Annotated in this window: 17 protein-coding genes; 13 read left to right on the top strand and 4 right to left on the bottom strand. The window is 59.7% G+C overall.

Features of this window, described 5'->3' with window-relative positions; translation table 11 throughout:
• Positions 1-62: 62 nt before the first annotated feature.
• The 4 genes from KUIN1_RS16875 (at position 63) to KUIN1_RS16860 (ending at position 3,968) form a co-directional block, all read left to right on the top strand.
• Entirely contained in the window at positions 63-299 is a 237-nt protein-coding gene (locus KUIN1_RS16875; protein WP_011268333.1) for a DUF1653 domain-containing protein, read from the top strand.
• Between the two features lie 113 nt (positions 300-412).
• The gene (topA, locus tag KUIN1_RS16870) at positions 413-3,025 is read left to right on the top strand and encodes a type I DNA topoisomerase (protein ID WP_011268332.1); all 2,613 of its coding nucleotides are present in this window, start codon (positions 413-415) and stop codon (positions 3,023-3,025) included.
• 123 nt (positions 3,026-3,148) lie between these two features.
• Positions 3,149-3,670: a DUF6586 family protein gene (locus tag KUIN1_RS16865; RefSeq protein WP_024638388.1), complete on the top strand. Its 522-nt coding sequence runs from the start codon at positions 3,149-3,151 to the stop codon at positions 3,668-3,670.
• Positions 3,671-3,734: 64 nt separating this feature from the next.
• On the top strand, positions 3,735-3,968 hold the full coding sequence (locus KUIN1_RS16860) for a hypothetical protein (RefSeq protein WP_003315798.1): 234 nt from the start codon (positions 3,735-3,737) through the stop codon (positions 3,966-3,968).
• A 14-nt stretch (positions 3,969-3,982) separates the two neighbouring features.
• Here the strand turns inward: KUIN1_RS16860 and sulA are convergent, their stop codons facing one another.
• On the bottom strand, positions 3,983-4,453 hold the full coding sequence (gene sulA, locus KUIN1_RS16855) for an SOS-induced cell division inhibitor SulA (protein WP_003403697.1): 471 nt from the start codon (positions 4,451-4,453) through the stop codon (positions 3,983-3,985).
• Positions 4,454-4,462: 9 nt separating this feature from the next.
• Positions 4,463-5,071 (bottom strand): transcriptional repressor LexA, encoded by a 609-nt coding sequence (gene lexA / locus KUIN1_RS16850; protein ID WP_003403693.1) that lies wholly within the window; start codon positions 5,069-5,071, stop codon positions 4,463-4,465.
• A 256-nt stretch (positions 5,072-5,327) separates the two neighbouring features.
• Here lexA and psrA point away from each other — a divergent pair, with 256 nt between their 5' ends.
• From psrA to KUIN1_RS16830, 3 genes are all read left to right on the top strand, one after another.
• Positions 5,328-6,044 (top strand): transcriptional regulator PsrA, encoded by a 717-nt coding sequence (gene psrA / locus KUIN1_RS16840; protein WP_003403692.1) that lies wholly within the window; start codon positions 5,328-5,330, stop codon positions 6,042-6,044.
• A gap of 137 nt (positions 6,045-6,181) precedes the next feature.
• Positions 6,182-7,180 (top strand): beta-N-acetylhexosaminidase, encoded by a 999-nt coding sequence (gene nagZ / locus KUIN1_RS16835; RefSeq protein WP_172980100.1) that lies wholly within the window; start codon positions 6,182-6,184, stop codon positions 7,178-7,180.
• Positions 7,181-7,189: 9 nt separating this feature from the next.
• A complete protein-coding gene (locus tag KUIN1_RS16830; protein ID WP_011268329.1) occupies positions 7,190-7,930 on the top strand; it encodes an S-methyl-5'-thioinosine phosphorylase in 741 nt (246 codons plus the stop codon).
• Position 7,931: 1 nt separating this feature from the next.
• Here KUIN1_RS16830 and KUIN1_RS16825 read toward each other — a convergent pair whose 3' ends face one another.
• Positions 7,932-8,471 carry a cytochrome b gene (locus KUIN1_RS16825; RefSeq protein ID WP_011268328.1) on the bottom strand — a complete coding sequence of 180 codons (540 nt, stop codon included), beginning with the start codon at positions 8,469-8,471 and terminating at the stop codon, positions 7,932-7,934.
• A 204-nt stretch (positions 8,472-8,675) separates the two neighbouring features.
• On the opposite strand from KUIN1_RS16825, the gene KUIN1_RS16820 reads away from it, so the two are divergent.
• Genes KUIN1_RS16820 through KUIN1_RS16810 form a run of 3 tightly spaced genes read left to right on the top strand, consistent with a single transcriptional unit; the run spans position 8,676 to position 11,703 of the window.
• Positions 8,676-9,461: an endonuclease/exonuclease/phosphatase family protein gene (locus KUIN1_RS16820; protein ID WP_116886934.1), complete on the top strand. Its 786-nt coding sequence runs from the start codon at positions 8,676-8,678 to the stop codon at positions 9,459-9,461.
• Positions 9,458-10,708 carry a cardiolipin synthase ClsB gene (clsB, locus tag KUIN1_RS16815; protein ID WP_003403681.1) on the top strand — a complete coding sequence of 417 codons (1,251 nt, stop codon included), beginning with the start codon at positions 9,458-9,460 and terminating at the stop codon, positions 10,706-10,708. Before KUIN1_RS16820 ends, clsB begins: the two co-directional genes overlap by 4 nt.
• Positions 10,705-11,703: a lysylphosphatidylglycerol synthase domain-containing protein gene (locus KUIN1_RS16810; RefSeq protein WP_116886933.1), complete on the top strand. Its 999-nt coding sequence runs from the start codon at positions 10,705-10,707 to the stop codon at positions 11,701-11,703. Before clsB ends, KUIN1_RS16810 begins: the two co-directional genes overlap by 4 nt.
• A gap of 11 nt (positions 11,704-11,714) precedes the next feature.
• Here KUIN1_RS16810 and KUIN1_RS16805 read toward each other — a convergent pair whose 3' ends face one another.
• Positions 11,715-12,623, bottom strand: coding sequence for a MurR/RpiR family transcriptional regulator (locus tag KUIN1_RS16805; protein WP_003315787.1), 909 nt, complete (start codon positions 12,621-12,623; stop codon positions 11,715-11,717).
• Positions 12,624-12,906: 283 nt separating this feature from the next.
• On the opposite strand from KUIN1_RS16805, the gene KUIN1_RS16800 reads away from it, so the two are divergent.
• From KUIN1_RS16800 to iolB, 3 genes are read left to right on the top strand one after another with little or no spacing between them, the layout of a single operon-like run.
• Complete coding sequence (locus tag KUIN1_RS16800; RefSeq protein ID WP_116886932.1) at positions 12,907-14,844, top strand: bifunctional 5-dehydro-2-deoxygluconokinase/5-dehydro-2-deoxyphosphogluconate aldolase; 1,938 nt, start codon at positions 12,907-12,909, stop codon at positions 14,842-14,844.
• Positions 14,845-14,902: 58 nt separating this feature from the next.
• Positions 14,903-15,808 (top strand): myo-inosose-2 dehydratase, encoded by a 906-nt coding sequence (gene iolE, locus KUIN1_RS16795; protein ID WP_003403675.1) that lies wholly within the window; start codon positions 14,903-14,905, stop codon positions 15,806-15,808.
• A 13-nt stretch (positions 15,809-15,821) separates the two neighbouring features.
• A complete protein-coding gene (gene iolB, locus KUIN1_RS16790) occupies positions 15,822-16,631 on the top strand; it encodes a 5-deoxy-glucuronate isomerase (protein WP_003403672.1) in 810 nt (269 codons plus the stop codon).
• The last annotated feature ends 21 nt before the right edge of the window (positions 16,632-16,652 follow it).

The following is a 16,652-nucleotide window of genomic DNA, read 5'->3' as shown; positions in this document are numbered from 1 at the left end:
TTTGTTTTTTGAAAAAATGGTTTCAGGCAAATTTTTTGGACGTGTTACAAGGGGACCGCAACATGCAACTGCAACCAGGGCTCTATCGCCATTACAAGGGCCCGCACTACCGGGTTTTCAGCGTTGCAAAACATTCCGAAACCGAAGAGGAAGTCGTGTTTTATCAGGCTTTGTACGGCGATTTCGGCATGTGGGTACGTCCCTTGGGCATGTTTCTGGAGTCGGTCGAGGTTGACGGCGAGCACGTCCCGCGCTTTGCTCTGATAGAGGCTGAACCCAGCCTGTTTTCCCGAACGTGAGAGGCGATTGCACAACAGGCTGTGCTTGACCTCACCTTGTAGCCACTATATATAGCGTGGCCTTTACAAGCTCCTCACTGTCTTTCATCTAGTATTCAGGAATTTTCTGATCCATGGGCAAATCGCTGGTCATCGTGGAATCCCCGGCTAAGGCCAAGACCATCAACAAGTATTTGGGCAACCAGTACGTGGTGAAGTCGAGTATCGGCCATATCCGAGACCTGCCCACCAGCGGTTCGGCGAGTGCCGCCAAAGATCCTGCCGCCAAGCGTGGCAAGGCTGCTGCGGGCGAAGGCCCGGTACTGACGCCGAAAGAAAAGGCGCAACGCCAGCTGGTCTCGCGCATGGGAGTCGATCCGGAACACGGCTGGAAAGCCAAGTACGAGATCCTCCCCGGCAAGGAAAAGGTCATCGAAGAGCTGCGCAAGCTCGCCAAGGATGCCGACATCATCTATCTCGCGACGGACTTGGACCGCGAAGGGGAAGCCATTGCCTGGCACCTGCGCGAAGCCATCGGGGGGGATGACAGCCGCTACAAGCGCGTGGTGTTCAACGAGATCACCAAGAAAGCCATTCAGGAAGCGTTTTCCAAGCCAGGCGAACTGGATATTGCCCGGGTCAACGCCCAGCAGGCGCGTCGCTTCCTCGACCGCGTCGTCGGCTACATGGTCTCGCCGCTGCTCTGGCAGAAAGTCGCCCGTGGCTTGTCCGCCGGGCGTGTGCAGTCGGTCGCAGTAAAACTGGTGGTCGAGCGCGAACGTGAAATCCGTGCGTTCAACCCAGAAGAGTATTGGGAGATCCACGCCGATCTGGGCACCGCCAAGGGCGCCAATGTGCGTTTCGAAGTGGCGCGTGAAAACGGCGAAGCATTCAAGCCGCTGAATGAAACCCAGGCCATGGCCGCCCTTGAAAAGCTCAAGGCGTCCAGCTACAGCATCGTCAAGCGTGAAGACAAGCCGACCAGCAGCAAGCCATCGGCGCCGTTCATTACCTCGACCCTGCAGCAGGCAGCGAGCAACCGCCTGGGCTTCGGCGTGAAGAAGACCATGATGATGGCTCAGCGCTTGTACGAAGCGGGCTACATCACCTACATGCGTACCGACTCGACCAACCTGTCGGCTGACGCAGTGAGCATGGCGCGTGACTACATCGGAACCGAATTCGGCAAGAAGTACCTGCCGGAGTCGCCCAACGTCTACAGCAGCAAGGAAGGCGCGCAAGAGGCGCACGAAGCGATTCGTCCTTCCGACGTCAACACTCACCCGAGCAAACTGACCGGGATGGAGCGTGACGCCGAGCGTCTTTACGAGTTGATCTGGCGCCAGTTCGTGGCCTGCCAGATGCTGCCTGCGCAATACCTGTCGACCACCGTCACGGTCGCCGCGAGCGATTTCGAGCTGCGCGCCAAGGGCCGCATCCTCAAGTTCGACGGTTACACCCGTGCACTGCCGCAGATGGCCAAGCCGGGCGATGACGATGTTCTGCCGGACATGGCGCAGGGCGAAACGCTGAAACTGAACAAGCTCGACCCAAGCCAGCACTTCACCAAGCCGCCTGCGCGTTACTCGGAAGCGAGCCTGGTCAAGGAGATGGAAAAGCGTGGCATCGGCCGCCCGTCGACCTACGCTGCGATCATCTCGACCATTCAGGACCGTGGCTACGTGGCGTTGCATAACCGCCGCTTCTACTCGGAAAAGATGGGCGACATCGTCACTGGGCGACTGTCCGAAAGCTTTTCCAACCTGATGGACTATGGCTTTACCGCCGGGATGGAAGAGAACCTCGACGACGTGGCGCAGGGTGAGCGTGACTGGAAGAACGTGCTGGACGAGTTCTACGGCGATTTCCGTAAAAAACTCGAGGTGGCCGAGGCCGCTGATGGCGGCATGCGCGCCAACCAGCCGGTGATGACGGATATCCCGTGCAAGGTGTGCGGTCGTCCAATGCAGATCCGTACTGCCTCGACGGGCGTTTTCCTGGGTTGCTCCGGCTACAGCCTGCCACCCAAGGAACGCTGCAAGGCGACCGTCAATCTGACCCCCGGCGACGAAATTGCCGACGATGATGAGGGTGAGTCCGAGTCGCGGGTTCTGCGCGGCAAGCATCGCTGCCCGATCTGCAGCACGGCGATGGACGCCTACCTGCTGGACGAGAAGCACAAGCTGCATATCTGCGGCAACAACCCTGATTGCACCGGTTACGAGATCGAGGAAGGCACTTATCGCATCAAAGGCTATGAAGGTCCGAGCCTGGAATGTGACAAGTGCGGCAGCGAGATGCAGCTCAAGACCGGCCGTTTCGGCAAGTTTTTCGGCTGCACCAATCCGGACTGCAAGAACACCCGTAAACTGCTGAAAAGCGGCGACGCGGCGCCGCCGAAGATGGACCCGGTGAAAATGCCGGAGCTCAAGTGCGACAAGGTTGACGATACTTACATCCTGCGTGACGGGGCTTCGGGTCTGTTCCTGGCCGCCAGCCAGTTCCCGAAGAATCGCGAAACCCGCGCGCCGCTGGTCATCGAAATCGCCCCGCACAAGGACGAAATCGATCCTAAGTATCACTTCCTTTGCGAAGCGCCGAAGAAGGATCCGGACGGTCGTCCAGCCGTGATCCGCTACAGTCGCAAGACCAAAGAGCAATACGTCCAGACCGAAGTAGAAGGCAAGCCTACCGGCTGGCGTGCGTTCTACGACGGCAGCGCCTGGAAGGTTGAAGACAAGCGTTGATCGCAAATGCCCGGCTCAAGGGAGTCGGGCGCTGTTTTCGACAGGCATCCGCCTGTTTCGCCGGACTGTCCAGGCGTCACAGGCTATGCTGTTTTCTATCCCATCGTTGTGGAGAGTGTCGCCATGGCTCATGAGCTCTATACCCGTACCAACCAGAAAATCTATTTCGCAGGGCTCTCGCTCGAAGCGTTGGGCAGGGCGGAGAAGGGCCAGGCGGTGAACTCTCCTGCGTTGTTGCAGGCAGAGCGTGAGTCCGCGCTGTTTCATCTGTATGGTGCGCTGCTGGGCCTGTGCCACGAGATCGCTGGCTACTACCGTTTGCCGCAGGCCGGCGCGCGTCGTGCGGAAGAATTGTTGACGCAGGAAGTGCTGAACGCCATCGCCATTCCCGAAATGGCCGAGCTGGTAGAACTCGCCCAGAATCGCCAGACATGGCTTGCGCAACTACTGGCGGCCTACAACGCATTGTATGAGCCACCGCGTGCGCCGAAAAAGCTCAAGGGTGATGTCACGCAGCCGATGATACAGGCAGTGAACCTGGACGCCGAGCCGGAGTCTGAACTCTCACGTGAAGAGCTCGAGAATTGGCGTCAACAACTCAAAGGGTTGGCCATCCGTTTTCGTGAAGGCCTGAGCGAGTGCTGAAAACCAATGAAGTAAGGGCTGGCAGGCTGTTACAATGCCGGCTTATCGCGGAGTAACTGTACCAATGCCTACCTCTTTCCTGGAAATTGTCGAACTGCCTGACGGACGTATCGAGCTGCGTCGTGCCGATGACGAGGGTTCTCTGGTAACGCTTGATTTCTCTGCGGATGCCAAAGCGTTCATGCAAGGTCAGCATGTCGAAGTCGCCAAAGCCATGTTGAGTGTGGGTGTGCAGATGGCCGGCCGCCTGGCTGAAGGCGAAATCGAAAAGGACGATGTACCCCACGTTCTGCACTGATCGACGACCGGGCCTCAGCCCAGCCGGATGTTCAGGCTCTGTGCTTCCCCGATTTTTGCTGCACTGATCAATTGCTGACGCGCTATGGCGCCCAGCGGGTTGATCCAGCTCACCACCGTATGACTACGGCCCAGTCGAAGTGCTTCGCGCGTCAGCTCCAGTACGCTTTGTATACCGCGTGGCTGCAGCAGCAGAATCCGCTCCCTGTTGAGTCCCGCGTCGCGCAGCCAGGTCTGCGTCAGGCTGGATGGCGGTGCGATCAGTGTCAGCCAGCGCGCATCCAGTTCCTCGCTCAGCTCCCGAAGGATGGGTGCCAGCAGGTTGAGGCAGTTCCCGGCGGCGCCGCGCAATGACAGCTCACTGAAGGGCTCTGGCTCATCGCCCCAAGGCGTTTCGACTGCATTTGTGAGCAGCGGGGCGATGGGCTGGGCCAGAAACGCCTCGAACAGCGGCAATTGCGAATGCGGTGCTTGATGGAACTGCATAACGTCTCCTTAGCGGCGAATGACGCCGACGCTCAAACCTTCGATCACCAGTTCCTGATCCTTGAGATCGACCTCGATGGGTGCGAAATCAGGGTTTTCCGCCAGCAGCCAGACCTTGCTGCCTTCACGCTTGAAACGCTTGACGGTCACTTCATCGCCTATCCGGGCAACCACGATCTGGCCGTTGCGAGCCTCACGCGTGGTGTGCACGGCGAGCAGATCACCGTCCAGAATGCCGACGTCCTTCATGCTCATGCCATGAACGCGCAACAGGTAGTTGGCGCTGGGGTGGAAGAAGGAGGGGTTGATGTTGCAGGACTCTTCGATGTGTTGCTGCGCCAGGATCGGTGCACCTGCTGCAACGCGGCCGATGACGGGCAGGCTGCTGTCGTCCTGCCGCGCTTCGAAGCCGGGGATGCGAATGCCGCGTGAAGCACCCGGAGTCATTTCGATAGCGCCTTTGCGGGCCAGGGCCTTGAGGTGCTCTTCCGCAGCGTTGGGCGATTTGAAGCCCAGCTCCTGAGCGATCTCCGCACGTGTCGGCGGGAACCCGTTGTCTTCCAGGCAGCGTTTGATGAAACCCAGGATTTCAGCCTGGCGTGGCGTCAGTTTGATCATGAGGGGCGCTCTGGCTTTTTATACAGTGACTGTGATTATATACAGTGAAGGCGCGTTGGCAATCATCCATTTCATTTTCGCCGCCAGGCGGTGTTCAACCCGGTCGGAGCCTCTGGTCAAAAACCTCGGCAATGCCTGTCTTTTGTCATTTAACATCCTTTACCGTGACTGTTCGGCCACAAAATGAACGGTCCGGCTTGACAATCGAGGCGTTTGATACGTATGTTTCAAACGTTCGTTTGTTAGGCAGAGAGCCATGGCCCAGTCGGAAACCGTTGAACGCATTCTTGATGCTGCAGAGCAGTTGTTCGCAGAGAAAGGCTTTGCCGAAACGTCCTTGCGTCTTATCACCAGCAAGGCGTCGGTCAATCTGGCTGCGGTGAATTATCACTTCGGCTCGAAGAAGGCGTTGATTCAGGCCGTGTTCTCGCGTTTTCTGGGACCGTTCTGCATCAGTCTCGATCGCGAACTGGAGCGCCGCCAGGCGAAACCCGAACACAAGCCAAGCCTTGAGGAACTGCTGGAGATTCTCGTCGAGCAGGCGCTTGTGGTGCAGCCGCGCAGCGGTAACGACCTGTCGATCTTCATGCGCCTGCTGGGGCTTGCCTTCAGTCAGAGCCAGGGCCACCTGCGGCGCTACCTCGAAGACATGTATGGCAAGGTGTTCCGTCGCTACATGACGCTGGTCAACGAAGCCGCGCCGCGCATTCCGCCCATCGAGCTGTTCTGGCGCGTGCACTTCATGCTCGGCGCTGCGGCGTTCAGCATGTCCGGGATCAAGGCCCTGCGCGCCATTGCCGAGACCGATTTCGGCGTCAATACCTCCATCGAGCAGGTCATGCGCCTGATGGTGCCTTTTCTGGCCGCCGGCATGCGCGCCGACACCGGCGTCAGCGATCCTGCGATGATCGCCGCCCAGCTCAGGCCGCGGACCAAGAGCAGCACCAGCACACCTGCGGTCGCCAAGGCCTGAAGCCTCTGCCTTGAATCAACCTCTGCCCTGAATCAGGCTGCACTGGCGTGTCGGATTGCGTCGGGCTTCAGGATCAAGCACCATGCCCGGATTGTGAACGAGCACTGGTGTGTAAGGGTTTTTCTATGAGTTCTGGCCTGCAAGGCTCCCTGATGGTCGATGTCGCCGGCACCTGGCTGACCAGCGAAGACCGTCAGTTTTTGCGTCAGCCCGAAGTGGGCGGTTTGATCATCTTTGCCCGAAACATCGAGCATCCCCGTCAGGTTCGTGAATTGAGCGCCGCGATTCGTGCCGTGCGCCCGGACCTGCTGCTGGCCGTCGATCAGGAGGGCGGCAGGGTGCAGCGCCTGCGTGAGGGCTTCGTACGCCTGCCGCCGATGCGCGCCATCGCCGACAAGCCTGACGCCGAGCTTCTGGCTGAGCACTGTGGCTGGCTGATGGCGACCGAAGTGCTGGCGGTCGGACTGGACCTGAGCTTCGCCCCGGTGCTGGACCTCGACTACCAGCGCAGCGCTGTGGTCGGCACGCGATCGTTCGAAGGCGATCCGCAGCGCGCGGCGTTGCTGGCAGGGGCGTTCATTCGTGGGATGAACGCCGCCGGCATGGCTGCCACCGGCAAGCATTTTCCCGGTCACGGCTGGGCTGAAGCCGATTCTCATGTGGCTATCCCGAATGACGAGCGCAGCCTGGAAGAGATCCGCGCCAGCGATCTGGTGCCGTTTGCACGCTTGAGTCAGCAGCTGGCTGCAGTGATGCCGGCGCATGTCATCTACCCGAAAGTCGATTCGCAGCCCGCTGGCTTTTCAAGGCGCTGGCTGCAGGACATTCTGCGCGACGAACTGCAATTTGACGGTGTTATTTTCAGTGACGACCTGTCGATGGCCGGCGCTCATGTCGTCGGGGATGCGGCCAGCCGTATCGAGGCAGCGCTGACAGCCGGATGCGACATGGGCCTGGTGTGCAACGACCGCGCGGCCGCAGAGCTTGCGCTGGGCGCTGCGCAGCGCCTGAAGGTCAAGCCTTCGCCACGTATCGCCCGTATGCGCGGTCTGGCGTCGGCCAGTACCGACTATCGGCAACACCCGCGCTGGCAGGCCGCGCTCCAGGCTCTGCGCGCTGCTCAACTGATCGATTAAGGATTTGCGATGACTGTTTACGCGATTATTGGCGGTACTGGCCTGACCCAGCTCGAAGGCCTGAACATTCGGCAATCCCTGCCGATGAACACGCCTTATGGCGCACCTTCCGGCGAAATCCAGATCGGCGACTATGCCGGTCGCGAAGTGATGTTTCTGGCGCGCCACGGCCACCCGCACCGCTTGCCGCCGCATCAGGTCAACTACCGGGCCAATATCTGGGCCCTGAAGCAGGCAGGTGCCGAAGCGATTCTTGCGGTCAACGCAGTCGGCGGCATTCATCCGGCCATGGGCACCGGTCATTTCTGTGTGCCGCATGATCTGGTCGACTACACCAGCGGTCGTCAGCACACGTTTTTTGCCGATGACCTGGAAGAGGTCACGCACATCGACTTCAGCTATCCGTACAGCGAGCCACTGCGTGCCCGGCTGATTGCGGCGCTGGCTACTGAAGGATGCGCGTTCTCTGATCGGGGCGTCTATGCCTGTACCCAGGGACCGCGTCTGGAGACCGTTGCCGAAATCATCCGCCTGGAGCGTGATGGTTGCGACATCGTCGGTATGACTGGCATGCCCGAAGCCGCGCTGGCGCGTGAGCTGGAGCTTGAATACGCCTGCCTGGCGCTGGTGGTCAATCCGGCAGCGGGCAAGTCGACCACCGTCATTACCATGGCGGAAATCGAACAGGCCTTGCGCGACGGAATGGGCAAGGTGAAAGCCACGCTTGCCCGGGTTCTGTCAGCGTCCTGAATTACAGCATGCGCTTGAGGGTATTGTCCTTGCGCACCAGATGGTGCCAGAGCGCAGCGATCACATGCAGACCGATGACATAGTAGAAGATCGAGCCCAGCAACTTGTGCAGGTCTTCGAACGTCTCGGCCAGGTGGTCCGAGGTGGCCAGCGGCCAGGGAATCTGCAGATCGGTGAGGGGGATGGGCAGCGCGCCTTTTTCCACCATCACCGTCAGCAGTCCCAGTAAAGGCTGGGCAAGCAGAAACGCATACAGCGCGTAATGGGTCAGGGTCGCGACAATGCGCAACGCCCCCTCAAGTGGCGGTGTGATGCCGGGCGGACGATGGCGTCGACGCTCGGCGACACGGAAAAACGCCATGATCAGAATCAGAATGCCGACCCAGTAGTGACTCTGCACAACCAGCAAGCGGTATTCAGAGCCCTTGCCGAACTGAGTGCGGCTCAGAATCAGGGTGTAGGCGAGCACGATCAGAATGGCCATGACCCAGTGCAGCCATCTGGCCCGGGCGGTGTAGCGTTGAGAAGTCGATACATCCACGGTTTGATTCCTTGTCTCTTTTTTTTGCAGGTCTGGTAGACAGCTTAGGCTGTCGATCGGGCGCCTGCGTTTCATGTTGGCCTGAGTTTTTCGCGTGCATCTCCGGCCATTGAATATGGCAAATACACAGCACGTGAGAGACGCGACGGAACCTGTGCCCACGGGTGGCTTCATATGCCGTGAATATTCACCCGGGAGCAAGTCTTGACCAGTGCCAATCCGCCTGTCGGCCCAGCAACACCTGTGTCCGCCAGTGTTTCATTGAATGTACTGACCATGAACATGCACATGGGCTTTGGCATTTTCAATCGCCGCTTCATTCTGCCGGAGTTGCGTGAAGCTGTGCGCACTGTATCGGCCGATATTGTGTTTCTTCAGGAAGTGCACGGCGAACAGCAGAGCCACGCGCGCAGGGTCAAGGACTGGCCGACGATTTCGCAGTACGAGTTTCTGGCCGACAGCATGTGGAATGATTTTGCCTACGGCCGCAATGCGGTGTATCCGGATGGCGATCATGGCAACGCGTTGCTGTCCAAATACCCGATCATCCAGCATGAAAACCTCGACATTTCCATTCATGGCACCGAGCAGCGCGGGTTGTTGCACTGCATTCTCGACGTGCCACATGCGGGCCGGGTACATGCGATCTGTGTGCATCTGGGGTTGCGTGAAAGCCATCGGCGTCAACAGTTCAAACTGCTTAACGAGCTGATGGCACGTATTCCCGAGGGCGAGCCGGTGATCGTTGCCGGTGACTTCAATGACTGGCGCCAGCGCGCCGATGCGTCGCTGCAGGGCAGTGGGCTGCATGAGGTTTTCGTCGAGCGCTTCGGGGCGCCAGCCAAAAGCTTTCCGGCCCGTTGGCCCTTGCTCTGCCTGGACCGGATCTATGTCCGCAATGCGACCTCGCACCGGCCGAAAGTGTTGTCCAGCCGACCGTGGTCGCACCTTTCCGATCATGCACCGCTGGCGGTGGAGTTGACCTTATGAGCAATACGACAGGGCAGTGGCGCGACGGCAACTCGGTAGAGTTGCTGATCAATGGCGAGGATTTCTACGCCCGCGTATTCGAATGCATACGTGCCGCGCGCAAAGAAGTGCTGATCGAGACCTTCATCATTTTTGAAGACCGGATCGGCGAGAGCCTGCAACAGGCGTTGCTCGAAGCCGCCGCGAATGGCGCGAAGGTGGTCGTCACGGTGGATGACTATGGCACCTCGGACCTGAGTTCGACGTTTGTCAAAACCATGATCGACGCCGGTATCCAGATTCAGCTGTTCGATCCGCGCCCGCGGTTCATGGGCATGCGCACCAATCTGTTTCGCCGTCTGCACCGTAAGGTGGTGGTGATCGATGGCGAACTGGGCTTTATCGGCGGCATCAACTACAGCGTTGATCATATGACCGACACCGGTCTGACGGCCAAACAGGACTACGCCGTTCTGGTGCGCGGGCCGATTGTTGGCGACATTCACCACAGCGCGTTGAATATGCTCAGCAAGGTCGTTCGTGACAAATTGCCGCCCATTGCACTCAAGCTGGACCGCGCCGGTGACGCCAGCATGCTGCTCGCCGAGCGCGACAATGACGAGCACAGCACCGATATCGAAGAGCAGTACCTGGAGGCGATTCGCGCTGCTAAGCAACGCATCACCCTGGCCAATGCGTATTTTTACCCCAGCTACCGCTTTCTGCGTGAGCTGCGCAATGCCTCACGGCGTGGCGTCAAGGTCACCCTGATCCTGCAAGGCCAACCCGACATGCCGTTCGTGCGGGTCTGCTCGCGACTGACCTATACCTATCTGCTGCGCGATGGCGTGGCCATTCACGAATACAAGCAACGTGCATTGCACGGCAAGGTCGCGCTGATCGACCAGGACTGGTCCACCGTGGGTTCCAGCAATCTCGACCCGCTGAGCCTGGCGCTGAACCTGGAAGCCAACCTGTTCATTCGTGATCGCACCCTCAATGAGCATCTGCAAAATCATCTTATGGAGCTTGCCGCGGCGCACAGCAAACAGATGAGCCTCAAGGGGGCGGCGCGTGGTCAGTGGTGGCGTGCGCCGATGATCGTATTGAGTTTCTTTTTCCTGCGTCGTTTCCCGGCCATTGCCGGTTTGTTTCCGGTTCACGGTGTGCGCCTCAAGCCCCTGCGTGCCGGTGATGTAGTGCCTGAAGCGAAGGTGATCGAACAGCAGCAGAACAACCATCCGATGGATCAGGAGAAAACCCTATGACCCAAGCCACGCAGGCAGCGCCGCACAGTGCGCAGGGAACCAGGTGGAAGTGGGCAAAGCGGGCGTTCAATCTGTTTTTCTTCATCGCCGTCCCGGTTCTGCTGTTTATGCTGGTCAAGAAGCTTGACTGGCAAGAAGTGAAACAGGCGTTGGCGTCCTACAAGGCCAGCACCCTGGCTATCGCGGCGGTGGTGGCCTTTGCCAGCTACGCGACCTACTGCGGCTTTGACGTGTTGGCGCGTTATTACACCCGGCACACATTGGCGATCAAGCAGATCGTGCCGGTAACGTTTGTCTGCTACGCGTTCAACCTCAATCTCAGTTCCTGGGTGGGCGGCATTGCCTTGCGTTACCGCTTGTATTCGCGACTGGGGCTGGACGTTTCGACCATCACGCGGATTCTCAGCCTGAGCCTGATCACCAACTGGCTGGGCTATATGCTGCTGGCCGGTTTTGTGTTTTCGATGCGCTTTCTGGAGTTGCCTGAGGAGTGGTCGATCGGCACCACAACCCTGCAACTGATCGGCTTCGGACTGTTGGCGATGTGTTTTGCCTATCTGTTGGCCTGCCGGTTTTCGAAGAAACGCTCATGGACCATCCGTGATCAGGAATTCAATCTGCCGTCGATGAAGCAGGCCCTGATGCAGGCCAGTCTGGGCGCACTGAACTGGTCGTTGATGGCGGCGGTGATTTACACCCTGCTGCCGGACAAGGCGTTTTATCCGGCGATTCTCGGTGTGTTGCTGATCAGCAGCATCGCCGGAGTGATCACTCATATTCCAGCGGGCCTCGGCGTGCTCGAGACCGTGTTTATCACCTTGCTGGCGCACCAGTTCTCCAAGGGCAGCCTGCTCGCAGCGTTGATCGGCTACCGCGCGATCTACTTCCTGCTGCCGCTGCTGCTGGCACTGGTGGTGTATCTGGTGCTGGAAAAACGCGCGAAGAAGATGGGCGAGAAGAACCAGCAGCGCATGGGCGAGGAAGCCAAGTCCTGAGGGCTCGGCCCTCAATCATCAAAGCCGACCTGCTCGTGTATTTCGTCGACCTTGAGTTCCAGGCGATAGGCCACGGCGATGAACAGTGCCTGGCACAGGCATAGCGTGGCGCTCAGCGAGCGGAAGGCGAACGAGCTGCCCTCGTTGACCAGCAACACCGAGTTGGCGCGCTTGGCCAGCGGCGACAGGTTGCTGTCAGTGATGATCAGCGTCTTGGCCTGATGGTGCTGGGCGATGCGCAGGCAGTGCTGGGTCTCCTTGCCATAGGGCGTGAAGCTGATGGCAATCACCAGATCATTGGCGCGCACACTGCGCATTTGCTCGCGATAGCTGCCGCCCAGGCCTGAGATCAGGTGAATGCGCTTGTTGGTGTGTTGCAGGTTGTAGACCAGATAATCAGCCACCGCGAATGAACGGCGCACACCCACCACATAGATGTTGTCGGCGTTGACCACCAGGTCCACGGCCTTTTCGAATTCATCGTCATCCAGCTCGACACTCAGGCGTTCCAGGCCGGAGAGGGTGGCGCTGACGCATTCGCGTGCCAGATCGCCTGCGTTGGCTTTCTGTGACTTATTGGCGATCAGGCTGCGGATACGCTGCTGGTAATTCTGCACCGGCGTGGTCTTGTGCGTATAAGCCTCGCGAAACAGCGCCTGCATCTCGCTGAAGCCACTGAACCCGAAGCGCTGGGAAAATCGCACGATGGCCGAGGGGTGGACTTCGCACTCGCGGGCGATGTCGCTGATCCGGTCAACCATGATCCGGTCGCTCTGCTGGCTCATATAGCTGGCAATCCGTTTGAGCTGGCGTGGCAGGCCTTCGTATTCATCAGTGATCAGCCGCAACAAGCCTTCGGCACTGTTCGGCGGCATGTCGACGCTCGTCCCGGGCAGAGTGGGCTGATCGGCGCTGGTCATATTCACATCCTTTCTGCTTGTTCTTTTTCAGGGCAACGGCGTGCAGGGCAATGCCGTTGCGGGCCTGACGGTGGAGGCTGCCTTGCGGCAGGAACGACGACTATATCCTACCCGCGTGCGCAGTGTGCCAGCACTTGAGTGGTGGTATGGAAAAAATATTCCACTAAAAATAATTATAGAAAAAATATTGATTGATGTGCCTTGACGTTTTACGCTGCATTCACAAAGCAGCGTGTACACATGATGCAAGCGCTGCAGGCTGATAAAAATAACAGGAGCCACCATGGGCCAGACACGCTTTGCCACTGGGCGTCAGTTGGATCTGATTTGCCTCGGACGCCTGGGCGTCGACCTTTATGCGCAGCAAGTGGGGGCGCTGCTGGAAGACGTTTCCAGTTTCGCCAAGTACCTGGGCGGCTCGTCGGCCAATATTGCCTTCGGCACCGCCAGGCTCGGGCTCAGGTCGGCCATGCTGAGCAGGGTCGGCGATGATCATATGGGCCGCTTTCTGGTCGAATCCCTGGCCCGCGAAGGCTGTGATGTCAGTGCGATCAAGCGCGACCCCGAGCGCCTGACGGCGATGGTGCTGCTGGGGCTGAAGGATCGTGAAACCTTCCCCTTGGTGTTCTACCGTGAAAACTGCGCTGACATGGCCCTGCGCGCCGAGGATATCGACGAACAGCAGATTGCATCCAGCAAGGCGCTGCTGATCACCGGCACGCATTTCTCCACTGATCAGGTGTTCAAGGCCAGCAGCCAGGCGCTCGACTATGCCGAGAAGCATGACGTCAAACGCGTGCTGGACATCGACTACCGCCCGGTGCTCTGGGGGCTGGCAGGCAAGGCCGATGGCGAGACCCGGTTCGTTGCCGATCAGAAGGTCAGTCAGCATGTACAACGCATCCTGCCGCGTTTCGACCTGATCGTCGGCACCGAAGAAGAATTCCAGATTGCCGGCGGTGCCACCGATTTGCTCGCGGCCCTGCGCAGGGTGCGTGAACTGACGGCCGCAACGCTGGTGGTCAAGCTCGGTCCGCAAGGCTGCACGGTGATTCACGGGGCTATTCCTGCGCGGCTGGAAGAGGGCGCTATCTACCCCGGCGTGCAGGTCGAAGTGCTCAACGTGCTCGGTGCGGGCGATGCGTTCATGTCCGGTTTTCTCAGCGGCTGGCTCAAGGAGGCCAGTGACGAACGCTGCTGCCAGCTGGCCAATGCCTGTGGCGGGCTGGTGGTGTCGCGTCACGCTTGCGCGCCCGCGATGCCGACCCCGGCCGAGCTCGATTACCTGTTCAACAGCCCGCAACCCATCACCCGTCCTGATCAGGATGTCGCCCTGCAACGGCTGCATCAGGTCAGCGTGCCGCGCAAGCAGTGGCGGCAGTTGTTCATCTTCGCCTTCGATCATCGCGGCCAGTTGGTCGAACTGGCGCAACAGGCCGGGCGTGATCTGGGCAGCATCAGCCAGCTCAAGCAGTTGTTCGTGCAAGCGGTCGAGCGGGTCGAAGCCGACCTGCGCAAGCGCGGTATCGAGGCCGATGTCGGTCTGCTTGCCGACCAGCGCTTCGGTCAGGATTCACTCAACGCCGCAACCGGTCGCGGCTGGTGGGTAGCGCGTCCGGTGGAAGTACAGGGCTCAAGGCCGCTGGCCTTCGAGCACGGTCGCTCCATCGGTAGCAATCTGCTCGCCTGGCCGCAAGAGCAGATCATCAAGTGCCTGGTGCAATATCACCCCGATGACGAGCCGATGCTGCGCCTGGAGCAGGAAGCGCAGATCAAGGCGCTCTACGACGCTTCGAAAGTCAGCGGCCATGAGTTGCTGCTGGAAATCATCCCGCCCAAGGATCACCCGTCGTCTCACCCGGACGTGATGCTTCGCTCGCTGAAGCGCTTGTACAACCTGGGCATCTACCCGGCGTGGTGGAAGATCGAGGCGCAGAGCGCGCAGGTCTGGCAGCAACTGGACGAACTGATCCAGCAACGCGATCCGTATTGCCGCGGTGTGGTACTGCTCGGGCTCAATGCGCCTGTCGAAGACCTCGCCGCCGGCTTTGCCGAAGCACGCCACAGCCGCGTCTGCCAGGGCTTTGCTGTCGGCCGGACAATATTCCGTGAGCCAAGCCGGGCCTGGATGGCCGGAGAAATAGACGATGCGACGCTGATCAGTCGGGTGCAGAGCACCTTCAACTGGTTGATCGAGTCCTGGCGCGAAAGCCGCGCCTGATTGGTTCCGGATTTCGACGCCACAACAACGTCGCGATAACAACAAAAAAGGTGCAGCCATGCCCGTTTCGACTTCCACACCCAGAATCCGCATCGGCATCAATCCGATCTCCTGGAGCAACGATGATTTGCCGGCCCTTGGCGGAGAAACCCCGTTGAGCACGGCGCTCAGCGAAGGCAAAGCCATTGGTTACGAGGGCTTCGAGCTCAACGGCAAGTTTCCGAAAGATGCCAAGGGTGTCGGCGATGTATTGCGGCCCCATGATCTGGCGTTGGTGTCCGGCTGGTACTCCAGCCGTCTGGCGCGGCGTTCGGTGGCCGAGGAAATCGAAGCCATCACCCCACATGTGCAGCTGCTCGCCGAAAATGGCGCTTCGGTGCTGGTGTATGGCGAAGTGGCCGACTCGATTCAGGGGCAGCGTATCCCGCTGGTCGAACGACCGCGTTTTCACACCGATGCCGCCTGGCATGAATACGCCGAAAAACTCACCGAGCTGTCACGTTTTACCCTGTCTCGCGGCGTGCGTCTGGCGTATCACCACCACATGGGCGCTTATGTCGAGTCGCCGCAGGATATCGACCGGCTGATGGCGCTGACCGGTGAGGAAGTCGGCCTGCTGTTCGATTCCGGGCATTGCTACATGGGCGGTGGCGAACCTCTTCAGGTGTTGAGCAAGCACATCCAGCGTATCTGTCATGTGCATTTCAAGGACGTGCGCAAGCCGGTGGTGCAACTGGCGCGCAACAATCTGTGGAGCTTTCCCGACTGCATCATCAACGGCACCTTCACGGTGCCGGGCGATGGCGACATCGACTTCTCGGCGCTGCTCAAGGTGTTGCTGCAGGCCGATTACCGCGGCTGGCTGGTGGTCGAGGCCGAACAGGACCCAGCGGTAGCGCCGAGCTATGTGTACGCCAAAAAGGGCTATGACACGTTGCGCCAACTGCTGGCCGATGCACGATAAGGAGGAATGAATCATGAATCTGCTGACCAAGAGCAAATCCACTGGCCGCGACGTCGTAGCGCTGGCCCCCGGTTCGCTGGAATACGTGAACTTCGCCGCCTACCGCCTGGAGTCCGGAGAAAGCCTGCCGCTGAGCGCAGAAGAAAACGAGCTGTGCGTGGTCCTGCTGACCGGGCACGCCAGCGTCAGTGGTGAAGCGCCGGGGCAGGGCGCTTTCAGCTGGGAAAACATCGGCGACCGGCAATCGGTGTTTGAAGAAAAATCGCCATTCGCGGTCTACCTGCCGCCGCATAGCCAGGCGCAGTTTGTCGCGCGCGGCGCGGTGCAGCTTGCCGTATGCACGGCGCCGGGCGATGCCGGCAAACATTTTCCGGCACGCTTGATCATGCCGGGCAGCATGAAGCGCAGCGTACGCGGCAAGGGCGCCAATACCCGTTATGTGTGCGACATATTGCCGGACAGCGAAGCGGCGCATTCGCTGCTGGTGGTCGAGGTGCGTACACCTTCCGGGCATTCCTCCAGTTACCCGCCGCACAAGCATGACCGGGACAACCTGCCGCACGAGAGCTTCCTCGAAGAAACCTACTACCACCAGGTCAACCCGCCGCAGGGCTTCGTTTTTCAACGGGTCTACACCGACGACCGCAGCATCGATCAGGCCATGGCCGTGGAAAACAATGACCTGGTGACCGTGCCCAAGGGCTACCACCCGGTCTCCGTCCCCTATGGCTACGAATCCTGGTACCTGAATGTAATGGCCGGCCCGACGCGCGCCTGGCAGTTCCACAACGATCCGCAGCACAGCTGGCTGCTGGATCTCTGATTTCCCATTTTTGTTCTGGAG

It is taken from the genome of Pseudomonas sp. KUIN-1 (assembly GCF_009176725.1).
Classification (GTDB): domain Bacteria; phylum Pseudomonadota; class Gammaproteobacteria; order Pseudomonadales; family Pseudomonadaceae; genus Aquipseudomonas; species Aquipseudomonas fragariae.
The sequence above is the reverse complement of the archived record's forward strand: the minus strand, read 5'-3'. Positions and strand labels throughout refer to the sequence as shown.